At 72.4% G+C, this 22,828-nt stretch carries 18 protein-coding genes; 8 read left to right on the top strand and 10 right to left on the bottom strand.

Features of this window, described 5'->3' with window-relative positions; all coding sequences use genetic code 11:
* Positions 1-101 precede the first annotated feature (101 nt).
* The 7 genes from DK419_RS09295 to DK419_RS09265 all read right to left on the bottom strand — a co-directional run bounded on the left by DK419_RS09295 (position 102) and on the right by DK419_RS09265 (position 7,657).
* A complete protein-coding gene (locus DK419_RS09295) occupies positions 102-1,034 on the bottom strand; it encodes a glutathione S-transferase family protein (protein WP_109958831.1) in 933 nt (310 codons plus the stop codon).
* A gap of 35 nt (positions 1,035-1,069) precedes the next feature.
* Positions 1,070-1,486 (bottom strand): ester cyclase, encoded by a 417-nt coding sequence (locus tag DK419_RS09290; protein WP_109958830.1) that lies wholly within the window; start codon positions 1,484-1,486, stop codon positions 1,070-1,072.
* A gap of 112 nt (positions 1,487-1,598) precedes the next feature.
* The gene (gene ilvD / locus DK419_RS09285) at positions 1,599-3,314 is read right to left on the bottom strand and encodes a dihydroxy-acid dehydratase (protein WP_109958829.1); all 1,716 of its coding nucleotides are present in this window, start codon (positions 3,312-3,314) and stop codon (positions 1,599-1,601) included.
* A 96-nt stretch (positions 3,315-3,410) separates the two neighbouring features.
* Positions 3,411-4,175 carry an alpha/beta fold hydrolase gene (locus DK419_RS09280; RefSeq protein ID WP_109958828.1) on the bottom strand — a complete coding sequence of 255 codons (765 nt, stop codon included), beginning with the start codon at positions 4,173-4,175 and terminating at the stop codon, positions 3,411-3,413.
* A gap of 79 nt (positions 4,176-4,254) precedes the next feature.
* A complete protein-coding gene (locus tag DK419_RS09275; RefSeq protein ID WP_109958827.1) occupies positions 4,255-5,283 on the bottom strand; it encodes a UDP-glucuronic acid decarboxylase family protein in 1,029 nt (342 codons plus the stop codon).
* A gap of 155 nt (positions 5,284-5,438) precedes the next feature.
* Positions 5,439-6,563, bottom strand: coding sequence for a CgeB family protein (locus DK419_RS09270; protein WP_109958826.1), 1,125 nt, complete (start codon positions 6,561-6,563; stop codon positions 5,439-5,441).
* Complete coding sequence (locus tag DK419_RS09265) at positions 6,560-7,657, bottom strand: CgeB family protein (RefSeq protein WP_109958825.1); 1,098 nt, start codon at positions 7,655-7,657, stop codon at positions 6,560-6,562. The genes DK419_RS09270 and DK419_RS09265 overlap by 4 nt, the downstream gene beginning before the upstream one ends.
* A 170-nt stretch (positions 7,658-7,827) precedes the next feature.
* Here DK419_RS09265 and DK419_RS09260 point away from each other — a divergent pair, with 170 nt between their 5' ends.
* Together DK419_RS09260 and DK419_RS09255 are read left to right on the top strand one after the other, a co-directional pair.
* Entirely contained in the window at positions 7,828-9,774 is a 1,947-nt protein-coding gene (locus DK419_RS09260; protein ID WP_109958824.1) for an SDR family NAD(P)-dependent oxidoreductase, read from the top strand.
* A 301-nt stretch (positions 9,775-10,075) separates the two neighbouring features.
* Positions 10,076-11,608 carry a Dyp-type peroxidase gene (locus DK419_RS09255; protein ID WP_109958823.1) on the top strand — a complete coding sequence of 511 codons (1,533 nt, stop codon included), beginning with the start codon at positions 10,076-10,078 and terminating at the stop codon, positions 11,606-11,608.
* Between the two features lie 68 nt (positions 11,609-11,676).
* Here the strand turns inward: DK419_RS09255 and DK419_RS09250 are convergent, their stop codons facing one another.
* From DK419_RS09250 to DK419_RS09240, 3 genes are all read right to left on the bottom strand, one after another.
* Entirely contained in the window at positions 11,677-12,570 is an 894-nt protein-coding gene (locus tag DK419_RS09250) for a glycosyltransferase family 2 protein (RefSeq protein ID WP_162561179.1), read from the bottom strand.
* A 28-nt stretch (positions 12,571-12,598) separates the two neighbouring features.
* Positions 12,599-14,431, bottom strand: coding sequence for an alpha/beta hydrolase (locus DK419_RS09245; RefSeq protein ID WP_162561178.1), 1,833 nt, complete (start codon positions 14,429-14,431; stop codon positions 12,599-12,601).
* A gap of 164 nt (positions 14,432-14,595) precedes the next feature.
* Complete coding sequence (locus tag DK419_RS09240) at positions 14,596-15,405, bottom strand: WecB/TagA/CpsF family glycosyltransferase (protein WP_162561177.1); 810 nt, start codon at positions 15,403-15,405, stop codon at positions 14,596-14,598.
* A 356-nt stretch (positions 15,406-15,761) separates the two neighbouring features.
* Here DK419_RS09240 and DK419_RS09235 point away from each other — a divergent pair, with 356 nt between their 5' ends.
* From DK419_RS09235 to DK419_RS09210, 6 genes are all read left to right on the top strand, one after another.
* Entirely contained in the window at positions 15,762-17,120 is a 1,359-nt protein-coding gene (locus DK419_RS09235; RefSeq protein ID WP_109958819.1) for a lipopolysaccharide biosynthesis protein, read from the top strand.
* 2 nt (positions 17,121-17,122) lie between these two features.
* Complete coding sequence (locus DK419_RS09230) at positions 17,123-18,139, top strand: glycoside hydrolase family 5 protein (protein WP_109958818.1); 1,017 nt, start codon at positions 17,123-17,125, stop codon at positions 18,137-18,139.
* A gap of 16 nt (positions 18,140-18,155) precedes the next feature.
* Positions 18,156-19,304: a glycosyltransferase family 4 protein gene (locus DK419_RS09225; protein ID WP_167450835.1), complete on the top strand. Its 1,149-nt coding sequence runs from the start codon at positions 18,156-18,158 to the stop codon at positions 19,302-19,304.
* Positions 19,305-19,531: 227 nt separating this feature from the next.
* Positions 19,532-19,723, top strand: coding sequence for a hypothetical protein (locus DK419_RS09220; protein WP_109958817.1), 192 nt, complete (start codon positions 19,532-19,534; stop codon positions 19,721-19,723).
* A gap of 19 nt (positions 19,724-19,742) precedes the next feature.
* Complete coding sequence (locus DK419_RS09215) at positions 19,743-20,222, top strand: YaiI/YqxD family protein (protein WP_109958816.1); 480 nt, start codon at positions 19,743-19,745, stop codon at positions 20,220-20,222.
* A gap of 76 nt (positions 20,223-20,298) precedes the next feature.
* Positions 20,299-22,632, top strand: a complete 2,334-nt coding sequence (locus DK419_RS09210; RefSeq protein ID WP_109958815.1) for an FdhF/YdeP family oxidoreductase — start codon at positions 20,299-20,301, stop codon at positions 22,630-22,632.
* The last annotated feature ends 196 nt before the right edge of the window (positions 22,633-22,828 follow it).

Raw genomic sequence — 22,828 nt, 5'->3', positions numbered from 1 at the left:
CGACCCGGGTCCCGCTGCCCTGCGTCATGCCGGGGCTCGCCGCAGGCGAGAGCCCGGGATGACGTCGAGGATGTCGGTTCAAGCTGCGGGATGAGCGACCCTCAGCCCCGCGCCACCGTGAATCCCGCCCGCGGGAAGTGCAGGTGCAGCGCCCCGACCTGCGGATCGTCGCGGCGGATGACGATGCGGCCGGCCTCCACCGCGACGAGACGGCCGTCCACCGGCACCCGGGCGAAGTCGTCCGGCGTCACCGTGACGGCGTCGCCGGGCGCCGCCGCGACCAGGTCCGGCACCGCATTCGCGGCCTCGACCGGTGCCGGCTCTGCGGTCCTCGCCGCCTCCAGGGCCGCCTCGGCGGCCATCTCCTGCGGCCGGCCGTGACCGAGGGCGGCGACGCGCTCGATCCAGCCGTGGAGGGGCGCGAGCCCGAGCAGCCTGTCGACCGATCCGGCCCGCCCGCCGCCGCGCATCAGCCAGAGCAGGTGGTAATGCGCCAGATCGACCACCCCGGCCCGGTCGCCGGCGAGGAACGGCCGGCCGTCCGCGAGGGCTTGCGTGAGCCACGCGGTCCAGGCCGCGACCCTCTGGGCGTTGCGGGCGAAGTCCGGCTCCATCGCCCCGTGGCTGATGTCGACGTAGAGGTAATCGTCCTTGCGGTCGCGCAGGAACGCCTCGGGCAGGTCGCCGGCGAAGTGGACCGTGACGCCGATGACGGCGAGCCACAGGTCGCGTTCGAGGCCGTAGGTCAGGCCCTCGGCGAGCGGGGCCACGAGGCCCGGATACAGGCTCGGCTCCGGCGCCAGGCGCTCCAGGGCGGGCAGGATCGCGTGGGTGTCGCAGTAGATGTCGGCACCGACCTGCAGCACCGGGATGCGGCGATAGCCGCCGGAGAGCGGATCGAGCAGCGGGCGCGGCGGCATCATCGCGACGTCGACCGAGTGCCACGCCAGCCCCTTGAGGCCGAGGGCGAGGCGGACCTTCTCGGCGTAGGGAGAGAAGGCGTAGTGGTGCAGGATGATCTGGGGGGCGGACATGCGGGGTCTCCCGGTGGAAGGATGGCGTCGTGAGATCAGGCCGGGAGGGCGCCGACCTGCTTCAGCATGCCGAGATTGTCGAGGAGCGCCCAATGCTCGACGAGGCGCCCGTCGACGATGCGGAACAGGTCCATGACCGCGATGTCGATGCCCCGGCCGCTGGCGGGGAGCCCCATCAGGTCGCCGGTGTGGCGGCCCTGGAAGCGCAGGCGCACCAGCACCCGGTCGCCCTCGGCGACCACCTCCTCGATCGGCAGCCTCATCTCGCTGACGCCGCCATGCAGCACCTCGCCGAGCCGGGCCACGCCCTCGGGCCCGCGCACGTCGAAGTTCAGGCCGGGATCGTGGCGCACGAAGCCGGGCGCGACGTGCCGCTGCCACCACGCCGCGTCGCGATCGAGGAAGGCGGTGAAGTAGGCGCGGGCGAGAACCTTGTTGGCGTCGATCGACATGGCGTCCTCCCTGGATGCGCGCGCCCTCTCCGGGGTGCGCGGCCGCCATATTGTTTTGCGCACAATCGATCGACTGGCAATCCGTTCCTGGCGGCGACGGGCGTCACCCCCCTCACCCCTCCTCCGACCCCGCCCAGTCGGTCACCGCGCCCCGCGACGCGTCCGAGACGAGCCGGGCGTATTTCGCCAGCACCCCACGCGTATAGGCGGGCCGCGGCGCCGGCCGCCCGGCGAGGCGCCGCGCGATCTCGTCGTCGGAGAGCGCCACGTCGAGCCGGCGGTTCTCCACGTCGACCGTCACCTCGTCGCCGTCCCGGATCGCCGCGATCGGGCCGCCCTCGAACGCCTCGGGCACGACGTGGCCGATGACGAAGCCGCGGGTCGCGCCGGAGAAGCGCCCGTCGGTCATCAGCGCCACGTGCTCGCCGAGGCCCGAGCCCTGGAGCGCGCCGGTGACCGCCTGCATCTCGCGCATCCCGGGGCCGCCGCGGGGTCCCTCGTTGCGCAGGACCATCACGTCGTTGGGCACGATCCGCCCGTCCTTGATCGCCGCGAAGGCGTCCTCCTCGCGCTCGAAGACGCGGGCCGGGCCGCGATGCAGGCGCTTGGTCTGGCCCGACACCTTCATCACCGCGCCGCCGGGCGCGAGGTTGCCGCGCAGGATGACGAGGCCGCCCTCGCTCTTGAAGGGATCGTCGGCGGAGCGGATCACCGTCTGGCCCTCGGGCTCGGGCGCCCGGGCGATCTCGTCGCCGAGGCTGCGGCCGGTCACCGTCCGGGCCTCCGGGTGGAGGAGCCCGGCGGCGACGAGGCGCTTGCCGACCACCGCCATCCCGCCCGCCGCATGCATCTCCGGCGCGGTGTAGCGGCCCCAGGGGCGCAGGTCGGCGAGCACCGGCGTGCGGCGCGAGATGCGGTCGAAGTCGTCGAGGTCGAGGGGGATGCCGAAATCCCAGGCGGTGGCCAGGAGATGCAGCACCGCGTTGCTCGAGCCGCCGGTCGCCATGACGCCGGTGATGGCGTTCTCGAAGCTCTCGCGGGTCACGAGCGCCCGCGGGGTCAGGCCGGAGCGCACCAGCTCGACCGCGAGGCGCCCGCAGGCGATCGCGGCCTCGGCCTTGTCGGCATGGCCGGCCGGGATGTCGTTGGCGCCCATCGGCGAGATGCCGAGCATCTGGTAGGCGGTCGCCATGGTGTTGGCGGTGAACTGGCCGCCGCAGGCGCCGGCGCCCGGGCAGGCGTGGTCCTCGACGTCGCGGAACTCCGCTTCCGTGATCCGCCCGGCATTGTAGGCGCCGACCGCCTCGTAGACGTCCTGGACCGTGAGGTTGCGGCCCGAGAACATCCCGCCTTCCCGCGTGCAGCGGCCCGACGCGATCGAGCCGCCGTACAGCATCGTGCCGGGGATGTTCAGCCGCCCCAGCACCATCGCCATGGCGGGAATGGTCTTGTCGCAGCCCGAGATGGTGACGATCCCGTCGAACATGTGCCCGCGGGCGACGAGCTCGACCGAGTCGGCGATGACCTCGCGGCTGACGAGCGAGGTCTTCATGCCCTCTGTGCCGGTGGTGATGGCGTCGTTGATCGAGACCGTGTTGACCTCGAGCGGCGTGCCGCCGGCCTCGCGCACGCCCTGCGCCACCAGGGCGGCGAGCTCGCGGTGGTTCCAGTTGCACGGCATCGTGCCGATCCAGCAATGCGCGATGCCGATCTGCGGCCGCGCCAGGCTCTCGTCGGTCTCGCCGATCGCCTTCATCATCGAGCGGGCCACCGCCCGGTCCGGCCCCTCGTAGAGGCGCCGGCTGTTGTGTCGCGGATCTGCCGCCATCGTCCCCTCCCCGGCGGGGGGCCGGACGTCTCGGCGTCCGGTCTCCCATGCCCGAAGGGCAGTATGGCGCAGCCCCGCGCCCCGGTCGACGCGGCTTCAGGGCCGCGCGTCGAGGAACTCCAGCACGCCGGCCTTGTGCACCTTGTCGCCGACCGCGAGGTTGTGGTCGCGGTTGGGGATGTCGAGGGCCTTCGCCTCCGGGACCAGGGCGGCGAGCGCAGGCCCCGAACCCGCCACGGTGTCGGTGGTGCCGACCGCGACGAGCACCGGCACCTCGATCTGCGCGACCTCCGCCCGCGACAGGGTCTGGCGCGAGCCGCGCATGCAGGCGGCGAGCGCCCTGAGGTCGCTGCCGGTCTGCTCGGCGAAGGCCCGGAACATCCGCGCCGTCGGGTCGGCGACGGTGTCGCGCGAGGGCGCCTCCATCGCCTCCGAGATGCCGGCCGGCAATCCCCTCCCCTCGACGAGGTGGATGCCCAGTCCCCCGAGCACGGCCGAGCGGACGCGGTCGGGATGACCGAGCGCCAGGAAGGCGGTGATCCGCGCGCCCATCGAGTAGCCCATCACGTCGGCGCGGGGGATCTCCAGGTGGTCGAGGAGCCGGCGGGCATCCTCGGCCATCAGGTCGGAGCCGTAGGCCTCCGGGTCGTAGAGCTTGCCGCTCCTGCCGTGGCCGCGGTTGTCGAGGGCGATCACCCGCCGCCCGGCCCCGGTCAGGCTGCGCACCCAGGAGGTGTTGACCCAGTTGACCGCGTGGTTCGACGCGAAGCCGTGGATCAACAGGATCGGCTCCGCCCTGCCCTCCTTCGGGGCAACGTCGAGATAGGCGATCGAGACGCCGTCCGAGTCGAAGGTCTGCATGGCTGGGGCTCCCGCGCGAGGTCGGAGCCGGCTTTAGCCAGGGCCGGGCGGCCCTGCAACGCGGGGGAGGACGGGTGCCTCAGGCCACCACCGCCGCAGGCGCGTCGAGCCCCGGCCGCGCGGCGGCCCGCGGGCCGTCCTCGGCCTCGTCGGAGAACCACATCACGGTGGCGCGCAGGCCCTGCTCCAGCGGCACGAGCGGGGACCAGCCCAGGATTTCGCCCGCGCGGGTGATGTCGGGCCGGCGCCGGCGCGGATCGTCGATGGGCAGCGGATGGTTGACGACCGCCGAGGGCGAGCCGGTCAGGGCGAGGACCCGGCGCACCAGGTCCGACACCGTCAGCTCGACCGGGTTGCCGAGATTGACCGGGCCGATGTCGCGCGCCTGCGCCTCGTGCTCCATCAGCCGGTAGAGCCCGTCGATCAGGTCGTCGACGTAGCAGAACGAGCGGGTCTGGCTGCCGTCGCCGTAGACCGTGATGTCGTCGCCGGCGAGCGCCTGGCAGATCACGTTCGAGACCACCCGCCCGTCATCGGCGCGCATCCGCGGCCCGTAGGTGTTGAAGATGCGCGCCACCCGCACGGCGGCGCGGCCGGCCCGGGCGTAGTCGGCGCACAGCGTCTCGGCGGCCCGCTTGCCCTCGTCGTAGCAGGCGCGCGGCCCGGTCGGGTTCACGTGGCCCCAGTAGCCTTCCGCCTGCGGGTGCATCTCCGGGTCGCCGTAGATCTCGGAGGTCGAGGCCTGGAGCAGGCGCGCGCCGCTCTCCTCGGCGGCCAGCAGCAGGTGGCGGGTGCCGAGCACGCTGGTGAGCAGCGTGTGCTCCGGATCGGCCTGGTAGTGCGGCGGCGAGGCCGGGCAGGCGAGGTTGTAGATCCGCGAGAAGCGCTGGCGCCTCAAGCGGGCCGGCAGGGGCTGGACCACGTCGTGGGTGACGACGTCGAAGCGCGGCTCGCGCTCGAGGTGGCGCAGGTTGCGCCGCCGGCCGGTGCCGAAATGGTCGAGGCAGACGACCTCGTGACCCTCGGCGAGCAGTCGATCGCACAGGTGAGACCCCAGGAACCCCGCCCCGCCGGCGACCAGGACGAGCGTCTTCTCGCGGTGTCTCATGCGGCGATCCTCTTCCATCCCGGCCGGGCGGGACGCGACGGGCCCGCCCGAGGCGCCTTATCCGGCGATCACGGATCCGGGATCTTTGTTCCTGGACCCGCACCCGCACACAACGCGTCGCTCCACGGCTCGTTGCGATACAGGGTGTGAGTATTTTAGGGTGCGGCGCGGATGCCGCCACCCCCCGCGTCGCGCGAGATCGCCGAGATCGCTTCCTGGAGGGCCGCCTCGAGCTCCGCCGCCCGGCAGGCGGCGGTGTGGCGGGCCAGAACCCGGGCGCGCGCCGCCGCCGCCAGGGCCGTCCGGGCGGCCTCGTCCTGCCGGTCCAGGATCGCCAGCACCGCGTCGGGCCCGTCGGCCACCAGGATCTCGCGGCCGATGCCGAGCACGGTGTCGAGCCCGTCCCAGGAATCCGAGATCAGCGGCGTGCCGCAGGCGGCGGCCTCGAACAGTCGCACGCTCGGGCTGTAGCCGGCGGCGATCATGTCGGCCCTCGTGACGTTCAGGGTGTAGCGGCTGGCGGCGTAGAAGGCCGGGTGGTCGGCAGGCGCCACATGGTCGAGGCGCTCGACGTTCGCCGGCCAGTCGATCCCGTCCGGGTATTGCGGCCCGGCGACGGCGAAGCGCCGATGCGGCGCCCGGCGGGCGGGCTCGATCAAGAGCCGCTCCAGGGTCGGCTGCCGGTCGGGGCTGTAGGTGCCGAGATAGCTCAGGTCGTAGCGCGGCAATCCTCCCCGCGGGGCGTAGTGCGCCGGGTCGACCGAGCAGTAGAGCGCCCGGGCCATCGGGGCGCCGTGCTCGCGCTCGAGCCGGTCCAGGGTCGGGCCGCCGGTGAAGGACAGGTAGAGGTCATAAGATCGGATCAGGTCCGGCGTCAGGTATTCGTGGTCGCCGCGGGCGAGCTTGGCGAGCGTCACCGGCGTGTCGATGTCGTAGAAGGCCGCGATCCGCCCCGCCCCGTGCGCGGTCCGGATCGCCATCTCGCCGACCGCGACGCCCTCCGGCACGTAGGAGCCGACCATCACGGCGTCGGCCGCGCGGAGCCGCGGCGTCAGTTCCACGAGTCCGGCGAGGTCGCGGTAGAGCACGAGATCGCAGTAGTCCGGATCGGCGAGGTCGCGGTGCGCGGCGTACCAGGGCACGTCGCGCTCGAGGAACGTCACCCGGTGGCCCCGCTCCGCGAAGGCCCGCAGCAGCGCCCGGTAGGTGGTGGCGTGGCCGTTGCCCCAGGACGAGGACAGGCTCAGGCCCAGCACCACGAGGTCGAGGGGCCGGCTCACGCGGGCGCCCCCGCGCGACGGGCCGCGAGGGCCCGGCGCAGGAGGGCGTCGACCTCGGCGCCGCGCCGCGCGTAGGTGTGCTGGCCGAGGATGCGCCGGCGCGCGGCGTCCCCGATCGCCCGGGCCCGCTCGTCCGTCAGCGCCTCGACATGGGCGGCGACGTCGCGCCCGTCGCGGGCGACCAGCACCTCCTCGCCCTCGGTGAGAAACATCTCGAGGCCGGTCCAGGCATCGGTGATGAGGCAGGCGCCGGCGCCGGCGGCCTCGAACACCCGTGTCGCCGGCGACCAGCCGGTGGCCGCCATCGAGTCGCGGGCGATGTTGAGCACGGCGCGGGGCGAGGTGTTGAAGGCGTTGTGGTCCGCCGTCGGCACGTGGCCGATGCGGCGCACGTTCTCAGGCAGTGCCCGCCACTCCCAGCCGTTGCCGCCGATGAGGAAGCGCCGCTCCGGCAAGCCGGCGGCGGGGTTCAGGAAGAACTCCTCCACCCGCGCCTCGCGGTCCGGCAGCCGGTTGCCCAGGAAGGCGAGGTCGGCTTCGAACCGCGCTTGCGCCGGTACCGGGTGGTGGGTGTCGGGATCGAGCGCGTTGTAGATCGGCACGCAGTCCCGCGCGCCGAAGCCCCGGTACGCGTCCACCACCGGCGGCCCGCCGCCATAGGTCAGGACGAGGTCGAGGTCCGGCAGGATCCGCCGCATCGGGTGGTCGGGGGAGGCGCCGATCTCGGCGAGCGTCGCCGGGGCGTCGACGTCCCAGAACAGCCGCACCGCGTCGGGCCGGGCGGTGCGCGCCAGCTCCTCGAGGAGGAGGTCGTCGAAGACGCCCACGCCCGAGGCCTTGACCACCACGTCGGCCCTCGCCGCCTCGGCGATCACGGCCCGCGCCGCCGCCTCGGTGGCGGGATAGACGACGACCTCGGCCCAGTCCGGCGGCTCGATGTCCCGGTGCTGCTGGCGCTCGAAGGCGTCGGGCTCGTAGAAGGTCGTGCGCCAGCCCCGGCCGGCGAGGTCGCGGATCAGACCGCGGTAATAGGTGGCGGCGCCGTTCCAGTAGGCGGAGAGCAGGCTGGATCCGTAGAAGGCGAGGCTGGGCATGCGGTGCGGGGATCCCCCTCTTATCGCACCGCGCACCCCGCGATGCTCCCTGACTGTATGCCCAGATGGCGGAGCGGCGGCGTTTGGCAAATCCCGCCGCCCCAGGAAACCGGGGCGCCCGCCCGCGTTGACACCGCGGAAGCCCCGGCCGATACCGCGCCCGGCTCCCGATGCGCAGACAGATCCTCAAGACCGCGACGATCATCGTCCACGACCTCGTGGCGACGGCCCTCGCCGTGCTCCTCACCTTCGCGATCCGCTTCGACGGCCCGCTCCTCGCCGAGCGGCTCGCCCACCTGCCGGTGCTGCTGCCGCCCTTCGTGGCCTGTGCCGGTCTGGTCTACCGGGCCTTCGGGCTCTACCGGACCAAGTGGCGCTTCGCCTCGCTGCCGGATCTCGCCAACATCGTCCGGGCGGTGGCTCTCCTCACGCTGCTGCTGCTCGTGCTCGATTACGTGCTGGTCTCGCCGGCCCTGTTCGGCATCTACTTCTTCGGCAAGATCGCCATCGGGCTCTACTTCGTCCTGCAGATCTTCCTGCTCGGCGGGCCGCGGCTGGCGTTCCGCTACCTGAAGTACAGCCGCTCGCGCCAGAGCGCGGCGCGGGCCGCCAGCACGCCGACCCTGCTGATCGGGCGCGGCCACGACATCGAGGTGGTGCTCCGCGCGATCGAATCGGGCGCGGTGCGCAAGCTCGACCCGAAGGGCATCCTCTCGCCCCGGGCCGAGGAGCAGGGCCAGACCATGCGCGGCGTGCCGGTGCTGGGCGCCGTCTCCGACCTCGACGAGGTGGTGGCCGGGATGGCCGCCCGCGGCGTCCCGATCCGCCGCCTCGTCGCGACCCCGAGCGCGCTCGCGCCCGAGGCCGAGCCCGAGGCGCTGATCGCCCGGGCGCGCCGCCTCGGCCTGCCGCTCGCCCGGGTGACGAGCCTCGGCGACGCGGGCCGCGGGGCGGAGCTCGCCCCGATCGAGATCGAGGACCTGCTCCTGCGCCCGACCGTCGCCATCGACCGGCCGCGGCTCGAGCACTTCCTCACCGGGCGGCGGGTCGTCGTCACGGGCGGGGGGGGCTCGATCGGCTCGGAGATCTGCGCGCGCGCCGTCGCCTTCGGGGCGAGCGCGGTCCTGGTGCTGGAGAGTTCCGAGCCCGCCCTGCACGGGGTGCTGAGCCGCCCCGGGTTCTCCGGCAACGAGGGGGTGAGCGGCGTCATCGCCGACATCCGCGACCGCGAGCGGCTGTTCCGGGTGCTCGCGGAGTTCCGGCCCGACTACGTCTTCCACGCCGCCGCGCTGAAGCAGGTGCCCTACCTGGAGCGGGACTGGAGCGAGGGCATCAAGACCAACGTCTTCGGCTCGGTCAACGTCGCCGACGCGACGCTGGCGGCGGGCGCGAAGGCGCTGGTGATGATCTCGACCGACAAGGCGATCGAGCCGGTCTCTCAGCTCGGCGTCACCAAGCGCTTCGCCGAGATGTACGCCCAGGCCCTCGATGCGGGCCGCCAAGATGCCGGACGGCAAGCCGACGAGACCCGCCTCGTGGCGGTGCGCTTCGGCAACGTGCTGGGTTCCGTCGGGTCGGTGGTGCCGGTGTTCAAGGCGCAGATCGCCCGCGGCGGTCCGGTCACGCTCACCCATCCCGACATGGTGCGCTACTTCATGACCGTGCGCGAGGCCGCCGACCTCGTGCTGACCGCCGCCTCCCACGCCGACCGCGAGGCCCGCGACCCGGCGGCCGGCGACCAGCGCGCGGCGGTCTACGTGCTCAAGATGGGCCAGCCGGTGCGCATCCGCGACCTCGCCGAGCGGATGATCCGGCTCGCCGGCTTCGAGCCCGGCGAGGACATCGACGTCCTCGTCACCGGCGCCCGCCCGGGCGAGCGCCTGAACGAGATCCTGTTCGCCCGCGACGAGCCGATGGTGAACCTCGCGGGCATCGACGGGGTGATGGCGGCCAAGCCGATCTTCGCCGACCGCGCCCAGCTCGCCGCCTGGCTCGACCGCCTCGCCGCGGCGCTGGCGTCGGACGATCGGGCGGCGGCGGACGCGGTGTTCGGCGAGGCGATCCCGGACTTCCTGCACCGGGCGGCCCCCGGGGCGCCGGCCCTCTCCGGCGCCTGATAGAGAAGCCCGCATCCGGCCCGGCCTCCTCGGGCATGCCGGGCGCCGGCCTCGCAGCGGCGCGAAGGAGCGCGGTCCCGCCGCGCCCGGATGCGGGACGCGGGCGCTCCGCCAGGCATGGGCATCGGCGGCGGCACGATCGTACATCATCTGATTTCAGTATGGACGGCATTCTTCTTCAATAATATTATTCGAATATGGCTCGACCGCTCTTCAGCTGGAGAGCGTCTGATGCTGCCGCTCTCATTGGTTTTTCAGACAAGGCGTGAATTTCAGTTCCTCTCCCACAGGGGTACCGACCATGTCCGACCTGATCGAGATCCTTCGCAATCCCATCAAGTGGCATTCGGCCTCCAGCGATCCCGATATCAAGCTTTTCCTCGAAGATCTCCAGGCCAATATCCTCAAGGGTCATGGCCGGCATCATGCTGCGCATGTCTTCATCGGCTTCGATGATCTTTCCCACGATGCAGTGGCACATGTCGTCCGGGCGCTGGGCCGCCGTTGCACCAGCGCGGCGGAGCAGCTGCGCAGCAACAAGCGCTATGCCCCCTACCTCGATGGCGGCACGGTCCGGTGCGTCTTCCTCAGCGCCGGCGGCTTCGAAGCCCTCGGGGCCCACGCCGAGGTGCCGCCCGGGGCGGCCTTCGCAGCCGGCATGGCGGCGCGGCAGGCGATCCTGTCCGATCCGGGTCGCGCGACTTGGGAAGCCGGCACCTGGAACGCGCGCGCCCCCGACGCCATGCTGCTGATCGCCAATGCCGATCCGAGGATCGTGACCGGCGAGGCGAAGGCCTTCGCGCAGTGGCTCGAGGCGTCCGGCTGCCGGATCCTGGCGACCGAGACCGGCCTGCAGCAGACGCGCAAGTTCCGGCCGGACGCCGCAGCCGAAGGCGTCGAGCATTTCGGCTACGTCGACGGCCGGAGCCACCCCCTCTTCCTCGACGAGGATCTCCGAACCGAGCTCGCGGGTCTTCCCGAGGAGCCGCCCGCGCCCGGTGGCTTCAGCACGGGCAGGATCCCCTGGTCTCCCGCGTTTCCGCCGTCCCAGTTCATCGTCGCCGACCCGAACGGCCGGCTGCCCCTCTCCGCCGGCAGCTACTTCGTGTTCCGCAAGCTCGAGCAGGACGTGCGCGGCTTCAACGCCGCCGAGGACGCGCTGGGCGAGGCCCTGTTCGGGAAGGCGGCGACGCAGGAGGAACTGGACCGGGCCGGAGCCATGGTGGTCGGACGCTTCGAGGACGGAACGCCGCTGACGGACTTCCCCCAGGGAACGGCCGCAGCCGTGCCGAACGGCTTCACGTACGAGAACGACGCCGACGGCGCGCGGTGCCCGTTCCACGCCCATATCCGCAAGACGAATCCGCGCGGCGACGTGCGGCGGCAGCTGAATCTCCCGGACGATCAGGGCGACCGCTCGCCGATCATGGCGCGGCGCGGCATCACCTACGGCCCGGCGCGCCCGATGAGCCAGGATGGCAGCGAGTTCGCCGACGGCGGCAACGAGCCGGTCCACGGCTCGGGGCTCCTGTTCATGGCCTACATGGCCGACCTGGAGCAGCAATTCGAGTTCACGCAGCAATCATGGGCCAACAACCCTGATTTTGCCGGCAACATCGGAGAGAACAAGCACGGCTCGACCGGGATCGATCCGGTGATCGGACAGGCGGATCCGGCAGCCCCGACGCGTGAGCATACCTACCTCGACGGCCACACGCCGGGGGCGCAGCCGTCGATGCACCGGTTCGAGCAGTTCGTTCACATGAAAGGCGGTGAATACTTCTTCGCGCCGTCGCTGTCGTTTCTGCGCGGCGTCGGCACCGCGAGTTCCTGAATACCGCGCGCCGCGTCGGCGGGCTGCGATCGACCGGCCCTGGAGGCCCCGCGGCGGCGCGCCCCGGATCACTCTCCTGCCACGACCTCTCCCGGGCCCGCCCGCCCGGCGCAGTAGCCCGACACCGTCCCGATCGCCCACAGGGCCTTGTCGAGGGCGGTGCCGGTGTCCCGGCGCAGGAGGGCGCGGGTGCCGCTCGCGGTGAAGCGGGCGAGGCGGAAGGCGAGGTAGGGCAGGCCGTAGCGGTGCAGCCGCAGCACCCGGCCGAAGCCGCGGGCGTAGTCGGCGGCGCGGGTGTGGCGGCCGGCCTGCGCGACCTGGTCGTGGTGGACGACGAGGCCGTGGCGGAACACGACCCCCCTCCCCTGCCCGAGGAGGCGCAGCAGGAAATCGGTTTCCTCGCCGGAGCGGAACGGTGTGGCGGCGCCGACGCCCAGGCTCTCGTCGAAGCCGCCGACGGCGCGGGCGGCGGCGGCGCGCACGAACAGGCCGTTGGAATTGCCGGCAAACCACACGTTGCGCCGGTCGACCGGCCCGTCGGCCGCCAGGAAGGCGCCGAGCGATTCGCGGCCCGTCGCGTCGAGGGTGCGCCCGGTCACGGCGTCGGCTTGGCGGTGGGCCGCAAACAGCCGCGCCACCTCGGCGACGAGGCCCGCCGGGTACCAGCAATCGTCGTCCGGAAAGGCGATCAGGTCGCCGCGGCAGCGGGCGAGCCCGACGTTGCGCGCCCGCGACAGGCCCGGCGCCGAGCGGACGTGGTCGATCGCGAGCCGGTCGCGGTAGCGCGCCACGACCGGCTCCAGGGTGCCGGGCTCGTTCTGGTCGACGAGCACGACCTCGAAATCCGGGCAGGCCGGGTCGTCGCCCTGGACGAGGAGCGAGTCGAACAGCCGTTCGAGCTGCGCCGAGCGGCCCTTGGTGCAGACGAGGAGGGAGACGAGCGGCGGGGGGGCGGAGGTCATGGCGGGCTCGGGGCTCATCGTCGGGTCGTCAGGCGCTGCGCGACAGGCGCGGGGAGAGGTCGTTGGCCGCCGCCGGCTCGGGGGCGGCCTGCGCCCGGTCGCCCGGCCGCGTCTCGCGCACCACCCGCTCGAGGGTCGCGAAGACGCGGTCCTGGTCGGCGGGGCGGCTGAGGTTGTGGTCGCTGCCGTCGAGGATCTGGACCGGGTAGCCGAGGCGGCGGGCGATTCCCGCGTCCGAGGTGCCGAAATGCGCGCGCACGGTCGGGATGCCGAGGTCGTCGGCGCTGTAGACCATGCAGATCCGGGCGCCGCGCCGGCGCAACGACGCCACCCGGCCGGCGACGCTGGTGCGGATCAAGGTCCGCCACGGCATCCGGGCGGTCGCGCGGTCGAGGCGGGCGGCGCCGTCGCGCAGGAGCGCGCGGGCGATCCGCGCCAGGCCGAGCTCGCCGGTGAGGATCCGGCGCCAGAACCGGCCCTGGCGGGCGCGGGCCATGTAGCCCTGGCTGTGGCGGAAGGTGTCGCGCACCATGGTCTCGACGTCGGTCCCGGGCTTCAGCTCGAAGCAGTACAGGTTGACCAGCACCGCGGCGCGCAGGCGGGGATCTCCGCTCAGGGCCTGGAAGGCCTGGTAGGCGCCGCTGCAATTGCCGAGCACCACGCCGGGCGGGTGCCGCAGGGCCGCGAGGTGGTCGATCGCCGCCGTGACGTCGGCGACCGAATCCGCCGCGTAGAGCGGCAGCGAGCCGTCCGGGCGCGGGGCGCTGTCGCCGATGCCGCGCAGGTCGAAGCGGAACGAGGCGATGCCGGCCTCGGCGAGCCGCCGCGCGAGGCGCGTCGTCTGGCGCCCGTGCCCGGCCCGCGGGTTGCGCCCGGAATTGACCACCAGCACGGTGTCGCCGCTCCAGGTCCCGCGCGGCCGGCACAGGATGCCGACGAGGCCGGCGCCGAAGCGCGACGGCTCCTCGCTCCACGCCCCGTCCTCGAGCCGGCAGGGCGCGGGGGGAGCGGACGGCAATCCCCCCGGCGCGGGCGCCCCGGCGAGGGCGAAGTCGCGGACCCGCGCGAAGGTCTGGTCGGGGGTGCGGGAGAACAGCGGGTCGGAGACGAGCTGGGTCAGGTCGGGGAACGGCCCGGTCTCGACCGCGCTCCCGAGCGCCCGGTAGCGCTCGGCGAGGGCGTCGACCTTGGGGCCGAGCAGCAGGATCTCGGGCGCCGGCGCGCGCCCGGCCGCAGCGAGGTCGAGCCGGGCGAGGTCGGCGAGGGTCTCGGATCCGAGGAGGAAGCTGCCGACCATCAGCGCGTCGGGCTCCTGCGGCATCGGCGTGCGGTCGGGCATCACGTCGATGAGCCGCGACTGCATCGCCATCTCGCGGCGATAGGCCTTGCCGGTGGGGAACGGGGCGAGCATCACCAGGCGGTCGACCTCCTCCCCCGCCAGCGCCGCCAGGGTCGCGCCGAGGCGCAGGCCGACGACGACGATCTCCTCGGCGCCCCCCTGCTCGCGCAGGAAGGCGATGCCGGCGCGGATGGCCGCGAGCGCCGCCGGGATCTCGGGGCCCGCCGGGTCGCGGGAATCGCCCTGGCCCGGATAGTCGAAGCGCAGGGTCGGGCAGCCGGAGGCGGCGGTCATCGCGGCGAGCTCGCGCCAGGAGCGGTAGGCGCACCATTGCTCGAAGCCGAAGGTCCCGCACAGGAGCACGCCGCGCCGGCGATCGCCCGGGCTGTACCAGCCGAACGCGTCGCCGAGCGCGACCGGAACCGGCTCCGCCGCGGCGGCAGGGACGTCCGCGACGGATGAAGCGCCCGCGATGGGCGGGGCGTCCGCGATGGGCATGACGCCCGCGCCGTCGGTCAGCATCGGCACTCTTCCCTCTTCCCCGTGACTTGCCCGGCGAGCCACTTGCCCGATGCGGGCCGCGCCCGGCCGCGTCGCGGCCCTGGACTGTTCTAGGTCTTCAAGTTTGCTGCATCGTCTAAGATGCGGGCGCATCGCCGCCGCGTCCCGCCGCGGATCGGCCGGGTTCACGAGCGGGCGACGCGGACCGGGCGGCCGCGCACCAGGCTCGCCAGCCGCAGGCGCAGGATCATCGCCGCGAAGACCACGATGTCGACGGTGTAGCGGCGCCCGAGGCGGCGCGGCTCGCGCAGGAGGCGGAACAGCCATTCGAGCCGGACCAGGCGGAACGCCGCGGGCGCCCGGACCGCCGCTCCGGCGCCGTAATCCAGCAGGGCGCCGACCCCCATCAGCAGCCGCGCGTCGATCCGGTGCGCGTGCTCGGCGATGAACTGCTCCTGGGCCGGGTTGCCGAGGGCGACGAGGAGGATGTCCGGCGAGGCGGCGTTGATCTCGGCCAGCACGGCGCCGGTTTCCTCAGGCGAGAAGTAGCCGTGCCGGACGCCGACGACCCGGTGCTGGGAATAGACCAGCGCCAGGTTGCGCGCCGCCGTCGCGGCGATGCCGGGCTTGGCCCCGAGCAGGAACAGCGTGCGCGGCGCGGTCTCGGCGGCCAGGAAGGCCGGGATCAGGTCGGTGCCGTTGAGGTTCTGGCGGAAGAAGCGGCCGCGAAACAGGAGCGAGCACAGGTCGATGCCGAGCCCGTCGCTGACGAGCACGAGGCTGCGCAGGGCCGTCGCGTAGGCCGGCGCGCACAGGGCCTTGAGCAGCATGTTGGCGTTGCAGAAGCCGAGGCAGACCTGCGTGCGCCGCTCCAGCGCCTCGTGCAGGCGCGCGAAGAGCTCGTCGCGGGTGAGATCGCTGATGCTGACGCCCTCGAGATCGAGCCGGTCGATGCTCGCAGCTCCGGGCGCCATGTCGAGGGCGCGGTCAGGCATGGGACGCTTCCCCATCGGTTGGATAATCCGTGTCGAGGCAAGACCATCGCCGGGACCGGTAAAGAAGTGCCGGCGAATCCTGCCCCATGAGCGGTGAATGCACCCGCCCCCGGCCGAGATGCAGCCCTAATTCCACCCAGGGTTAACGGTGCGTTGGACGATTCCGACAGACACGCGGCAACGTCGTAGCGATTGGATAAGCTTATCGACTTAAGCCTGCACCGGCGATCATTGTGCGGGGACCCCCATGGGGCGGGGCGGCGCGTTAAAGTCCCGATAGGGGATCGCTGCTACCCCGTAGACGGAGGTGGGCGCGGCGCGCCGGCCCCCGGGCTCATCGAGAGGCGACGGACACGATGCTGACACTCGTCGCGCGGCTGCGCCGATCGGCCCGCTCGCAGCAATTCGCCTCGGCCTTCGTGGCGCGGATCGCCAGCGCGGTGCTGGGCTTCGTGCTGCTCCTCGTCGCGAGCCGCCTCCTCACCACCTACGAGTACGGCGTCTACGTCTTCCTGTTCTCGCTCGGCAGCGGGCTCGGCCTGATCGCGGCGCTCGGCCAGCACAACCTGGTGCTCAAGCACTACCGGGTGCGGGACGGCGTTAAGCCGGAGAACGACGCGCTGGTGCGCTACAATCTCGGCTGGCTCGCGGCGGCGGTCGCCGTGATGCTGGGGGTGAGCGCGGTCGTCTTCGTCGCCGAGGAATCCCTGCCCGATCCCTATCACCGGCTCCACCTCGCCTGCGCCTTCGCGGCAGTGTTCGCGCTCTCGGAGTACCTGCAGAGCTACTTCCGCATCCACGGCCGGATCTGGCTCGCGCTGCTGCCCCGGGAGGTGGTGTGGCGCGGCGCCAGCACGGCGCTGCTCTGGGGCGCCTCGCTCGCGGGCCTGCTCACCGGCGCCACGGCGGCCCTGTCGATCGTGCTCGGGCTGCTCCTGGCGATGACGCTCTACCAGCTCCGCCACCTCGCCGCGCATCACGGCTGGGACGCCTGGCGCGGCGGCTTTCGCCACCCGCACAAGGGGCCGGGCTGGCGCGGCGAGAGCCTGCTGTTCACCGCCAACAACGTGATGGTGGCGGTGACGGCCTTCCTCGAGACCGTGATCGTCGGCGCGATGCTCGGCATGGAGCAGGCGGCGTTCTACTTCGTGGCGCTGCGCTACGCCATGCTGGTCAACCTGCCCTGCGCGGCGATCGACACCGTCAGCATGCCGATGATCGCGGGCCACTTCCAGGCCGGCGACCGCGAGGGCGCCCAGCGCCTGGTCGCCCGGCTGTCGCTGGCGAGCTTCGCGATCTCGTCGGCGGGAGCGCTCGTGATGGCGATCGGCGCGCCCTTCGCGCTCGCGCTGTTCAAGCCCGACTTCGCCGCCCACACCGAGGTGCTCATGGTGCTCAGCCTGTCCTCGGTCGTGATCGCGTTCTTCGGGCCGGGCGCCTCCCTCCTGACGATCGGCGGCGGGGAACGCTACATCCTCGTCAGCAACGCGGTGCTGTTCTCGGGTTACGCGGTGCTGCTCTGCCTCGTGGCGGTGCCGTTCGGCATCCTCGGCGTCGCGGTGGCGAACGTGGCCTGGACGATCGTCATCAACCTGGTGCTCGCCCGCTGGGTGCGCCGGCACTGGAACGTCGACAGCCGGGCGACCGCCTTCTTCACCCGCCGGGCCTGGGGCCTCGCGCCGGCCGGGCCCGTCACCGCACAGCCGGCCGAGTGACGATGCGCCGCCTCCTCGCCCTCGCCTGCCTGGTCCTGGCTCTCCCGCCCGCCCCCGCCACGGCCGCGCCCGCATGCCTGCGCGGGGTCAACATCAGCGGGGCCGAGTTCGGCACCGTGCCGGGGCGCTACGGCTTCGACTACCTCTACCCCTCGGCCCAGACGATCGGCCGCTTCGCGGCCCTCGGCCTCACGGCGATGCGGCTGCCGATCCGCTGGGAGCGGCTGCAGCCGAACCTGCGCCAGCCCCTCGACCCGGAGGAGCTCGCCCGCCTCGAGGCCGCGGTCTCGGCCGCGACGCAGGCCGGGATGCGCACGGTGATCGACCTGCACAACTACGCCTATCACGGCAAGGCGCGGGTCGATTCCGAGATGGTGACGCCGGAGGCCTTCGCGGATGTCTGGCGGCGCCTGGCGCGGCACTTCCGCGGCGACGCCTCGGTGGTGTTCGGGCTGATGAACGAGCCGCACGACATCCCGGTCGACCGCTGGCTCGTCGCCGCCAACGCCGCCCTCGCGGCGATCCGCGAGGCGGGAGCCCGGCAGATGGTGCTGGTGCCGGGCTCCGGCTGGACCGGGGCGCATAGCTGGACCGCCGACCTGCCGACCGGCAACAACGCCGCGATCATGCTCGGGCTCGTCGATCCGGGACAGAACGTCGCCTACGAGGTGCACCAGTACCTCGACGCCGACTTCTCCGGCACGCATGCCGAGTGCAGCCGCGGCGCCGACGCCCTGCAGGCGGTCGAGCGGATGACCGGCTGGCTCGCCCAGAACGGGCGCCGCGCCTTCCTGGGCGAGATCGGCGCCTCGGGTCGCCGGGGATGCCCGGAGCGGCTGCGGGCGGTGCTCGACCACCTCAACCGCAATCCGGGGCAATGGGTCGGCTGGACCGCCTGGGCCGCGGGCGAATTGTGGGCGCCGGACTACCCCCTGAAGCTCGATCCCTCCGGGGCCAACGCCCCGGTCGTGGCCGCGGTGCAGGCCGCGGCCCAGGGCCAACCGTCCTGCGAACGCTAGAATCCGAGTGAGGACGATGCCGGCCGCCCCCCTGTCGATCCTGCACGTGGTCCGCCAGTTCCTGCCCAATCGCGGCGGGCTCGAGGATTTCGTCGCCAACCTCGCCCGCGAGCAGGCCCGCCTCGGCCACCGCGTCCGGGTGCTGACCCTCGACCGGCTGTTCTCGGCGCCCGAGATGCGGCTGCCGGCGCGGGAGACCCTGGAGGGGATCGCGATCGAGCGGATCCCGTTCTACGGCTCGCCCCGCTACCCGGTCGCGCCCGCGGCGTTCCGGCACCTCGGCGACGCCGACCTCGTCCACGTCCACGCCATCGATTTCTTCTTCGACGCCTTCGCGCTGACCAAGCCCCTGCACCGCCGGCCGATGGTGGCGACGACCCACGGGGGCTTCTTCCACACCAGCGCGCATTCGCGGCTGAAGAAGCTCTGGTTCGAGGGCCCGACCCGGATGAGCGTGCGGGCCTACGAGGCGGTCGTCGCCTGCAGCGAGAGCGACGCGCGGCTGTTCCAGGGCATCGCGCCGGGCAGCGTGTCGGTCATCCAGAACGGCGTCGACCTCGACAAGTTCGCCGGCGCCGCCTCGCCGGAGCCGCAGCCCGCCCTCCTGACGATCGGCCGCTTCGCCCACAACAAGCGCCTCGACCGCCTGCTCGCGACGATGCGGGCGCTCAACGCGCAAGGGCCCGCGTGGCGGCTGCGGATCGTCGGGGTGCCCTCCGACGTCTCCGCCGAGGCGCTGAGCCACGAGATCGACCGGATGGGCCTCACCGGCGCGGTCACGCTGCATACCGGGCTCGACGCCCCGGCGGTCCGCGACCTCATCGGCCGCTCGAGCCTGTTCGTCTCGGCCTCGGAATACGAGGGGTTCGGCATCGCCCTGATCGAGGCGCTGAGCGCCGGCCTCGTCCCGGTCGCCCACCCGAACGACGCCTTCGCCTGGCTCCAGGGGCGCCACCCCTCGATCACGCTCGCCGATTTCGCCGATCCCGACGCGGCCGCCGCAGCGATCCGCCGGGCCTACGACCGCCTGGCGAGCAGCGCGATCCTGCGCGGCGCGGAGGACCTGTCGGAGTACCGCTGGTCGGGCGTCGCGGCGCGCTACGTCGCGGTCTACGAGGCGGCCCTGGCGGAGGCCGGGCACGGGATCGCCGCCAGGGCGGCGTGAGGGACCGGCGCACCCCGTCAACACACCGTTAACCCTCATCCGCGACCCTGGCCGGGCCGCGCCGGTCCAGCCCCGGGGCGGCGGGAGCGGCGGCCCGGCATCAGCCCCCAATCGAGCGCCGGGCCGCCGCCCTCCCCTCCCCTTCTTCGAGGGCCATCGCCCCGGGTCCTCAGCCCCGCCGCACCGGATCGTGCGGCGAGGGCGTGGATCCCCGACCGAGGATCGCAATGCATCTCGTCGTGACCGCCCACACCGCCGACGGCCCGCTCTCGCACCAGCGCACCTCGCCCGAGGGCGCCCTGGAGAAGGCGCAGGAACTCGAGGCCGACGGCCACGACCACGTCGTCATCACCGACATCACCGGCCGGGACTACGCGCCGCCGGAATTCGACAGCCTGTTCCTCAATCCCGGCCGCTGAGGCCGGATCCGGAATCACCATGGCCTTGATCACCATCTACGTCGACGCCGATGCCTGCCCGGTCAAGGACGAGGTCTACCGCGTCGCCGGGCGTCACGGCGCCCACGCCGAGGTGAAGGTCGTGGTGGTGTCAAACAGCTTCCTCACCGTCCCGCGCGAGCCGTGGATCGAGCGGGTGATCGTGTCGGACAAGCTCGACGCCGCCGACGACTGGATCGCCGAGCGGGCCGGCCCGCGGACGGTCGTCGTCACGGCGGACGTGCCGCTGGCGAGCCGCTGCGTGAAGGCCGGCGCCAGCGTGCTCGGCCCCACCGGCAAGGCCTTCACCGATTCCTCCGTCGGCATGGCGCTCGCCACCCGCGACCTGATGCAGTCCCTGCGCGAGGCCGGCGCGGTCACCGGCGGCCCGAAGCCGTTCTCCCCGAAGGACCGCTCCGCCTTTCTCGGCGCCCTCGACCGGATCCTGGTCCGGCTGCGGCGCAACGCCCAGGGCGGCTGACGCAGCGTCGGGCGAACTTCCCTACTCCCTGTGGGTTTCTTCCCGGCGGACGTCCTTCGCCGCCGGGAGAGCCAGCATGTCGGTCGAGGAGAACACGGTCCACTACGACAGCCCGGCCGGCGGCTGGGGCTCGGTGCGCGGCATCGCCGAGGTGTTCGGCAAGGAATGGGCGACCCCGCTCGCCACCGAGACCCTGTTTCGCCAGAACAAGCCGAAAGGCTTCATGTGCGTCTCGTGCTCCTGGGCCAAGCCCGCGAACTACCATCCCTTCGAGTTCTGCGAGAACGGCGCCAAGGCGACGCTGTGGGAGCTGACCACCCGGCGCTGCACGCCCGACTTCTTTTCCAAGCACACCCTGACCGAGCTGCGCGGCTGGAGCGACTACGACCTCGAGCAGCAGGGCCGCCTCACCCACCCGATGCGCTACGACCGCGCCAGCGACAAGTACGTGCCCTGCGGCTGGGACGAGGCCTTCCGCGAGATCGGATCGGAACTGCGCCTGCTCGACCCGAAATCGGTGGTGTTCTACTCCTCGGGCCGCGCCAGCCTCGAGACCTCCTACCTCTACGCCCTGTTCGCCCGGCTCTACGGCAACAACAACCTGCCCGATTCCTCCAACATGTGCCACGAGACGACCTCGGTCGCGCTCAAGAAGGTGATCGGCGCCAGCGTCGGCACGGTGGTGTTCGACGACCTGCAGAACTGCGACGCGATGTTCTTCTTCGGCCAGAACACCGGCTCGAACTCGCCGCGCTTCCTGCATCCGCTGCAGGAAGCCTCGAAGCGCGGCGTGAAGATCATCACCTTCAATCCCGTCCGCGAGCGGGGGCTCGAGAGCTTCACCAACCCGCAGAGCCCGGTCGAGATGCTGACCCGCAAGGCGACGCCGATCAGCGCGCAGTACCACCAGGTCCGGCCCGGGGGCGACATCGCGGTGATGCTCGGCCTGTGCAAGCACGTCTTCGCGGCGGACGACGCCGCCAAGGCCAGGGGCACGCGCGTCCTCGACGTCGACTTCATCGCCCAGCACACGACCGGGCTCGACGCCTTCGAGGCGAAGGTCCGGGCGACGTCCTGGGAGGAGATCGAGCGCGAATCCGGGATCGGCCGCGCCGACATCGAGGCGGCGGGCCAGGTCTACGTCGAGGCCGAGCGGGTCTGCGCCTTCTACGGCATGGGCCTGACGCAGCACGTCCACGGCTTCGAGAACGTCGCGATGGTCGTGAACCTCCTGCTGCTCAAGGGCAATATCGGGCGCGACGGCACCGGCGTGTCGCCGGTGCGGGGCCACTCCAACGTGCAGGGCCAGCGCACCGTCGGCATCTCGGAGAAGCCGGAGCTGGTGCCGCTCGACCGCATCGCCGCGCAGTTCGGCTTCGAGCCGCCGCGCGACAAGGGCATGAACACCGTCGAGGCGAGCGAGGGCATCCTCTCGGGCACGGTCCGCAGCTTCTTCGGCCTCGGCGGCAACTTCGTCCGGGCGATTCCCGACCACGACCGGATGGAGAAGGCCTGGACGGGCATGCGCCTCACCGTCCAGGTCGCGACCAAGCTCAACCGCTCGCACCTCGTCAACGGCGAGATCGCCTACCTGCTGCCCTGCCGCGGCCGCACCGAGGAGGACCGCCAGGCGTCGGGACCGCAGGCGGTCACCATGGAGGACACGTTCAGCTGCATCTACGGCTCGCTCGGCCGCCGCACCCCGGCGAGCGACTTCCTCCGGTCCGAGGTCGCGATCGTCGCCGGCTTCGCCAAGGCGACGCTGGCGCCGAACCCGAAGGTCCGGTGGGACGAGTGGGTCGGCGATTACGGCCTGATCCGCGACGAGATCGCCAAGACCTACCCGGAGGAGTTCCACGACTTCAACGACCGGCTCTGGATCCCGGGCGGCTTCTACCGCGGCAACTCGGCCCGCGAGCGGATCTGGAAGACGGAGAGCGGAAAGGCCGAGTTCACCGCACCCGCGATGATGTCGGCCACCGGATTTCCCGACGAGCCCGGCCGCTACCGGCTCATCACCATGCGGTCGAACGACCAGTTCAACACCACGATCTACGGCTACAGCGACCGGCTTCGCGGGATCGAGGGCACCCGCGACGTGCTCCTGATGAACCCCGGCGAGATCCGGCGGGCGGGCCTCAGCGAGGGGCAGGTCGTCTCCCTCGTCGGCGACGCCGGCGACGGGATCGAGCGGATCGTGACCGGCCTCACGGTGACGCCGTTCTCGCTGCCGGACGGGTGCCTGGGCGCCTATTATCCCGAGATGAACCCCCTGATGGCGCTCTCCCACCACGACGTGCAGTCGAAGACGCCGGCGGCGAAATCGGTGCCGGTGCGGATCCGGCCGGAGGCGGGAGGACCGAAGCGGGATCGCCGCGAGCCGACCGGGCACTCGGCGCACCCGATCTGAGGGGAACAGGCCCCCTCCCCCGCCGGCCGGTGCGGCGCTCCGTGCCGCTCCCGGCGATCTGAGCACGAAAATGCCAGGTGCCCGCGGATGACGCACAATTGTGCTTGTGCGCGGGCGCGTCGCCGGGTACGTCTGTGATCACAGACACGAAACAGGCTGCCCTCGAGAGCGGCCCGAAGTCTGGGGAGGAAAGCCC

This window comes from Methylobacterium terrae (assembly GCF_003173755.1).
In the GTDB taxonomy this organism is placed as follows: domain Bacteria; phylum Pseudomonadota; class Alphaproteobacteria; order Rhizobiales; family Beijerinckiaceae; genus Methylobacterium; species Methylobacterium terrae.
This window is presented reverse-complemented; position numbering and strand designations above follow the sequence as displayed.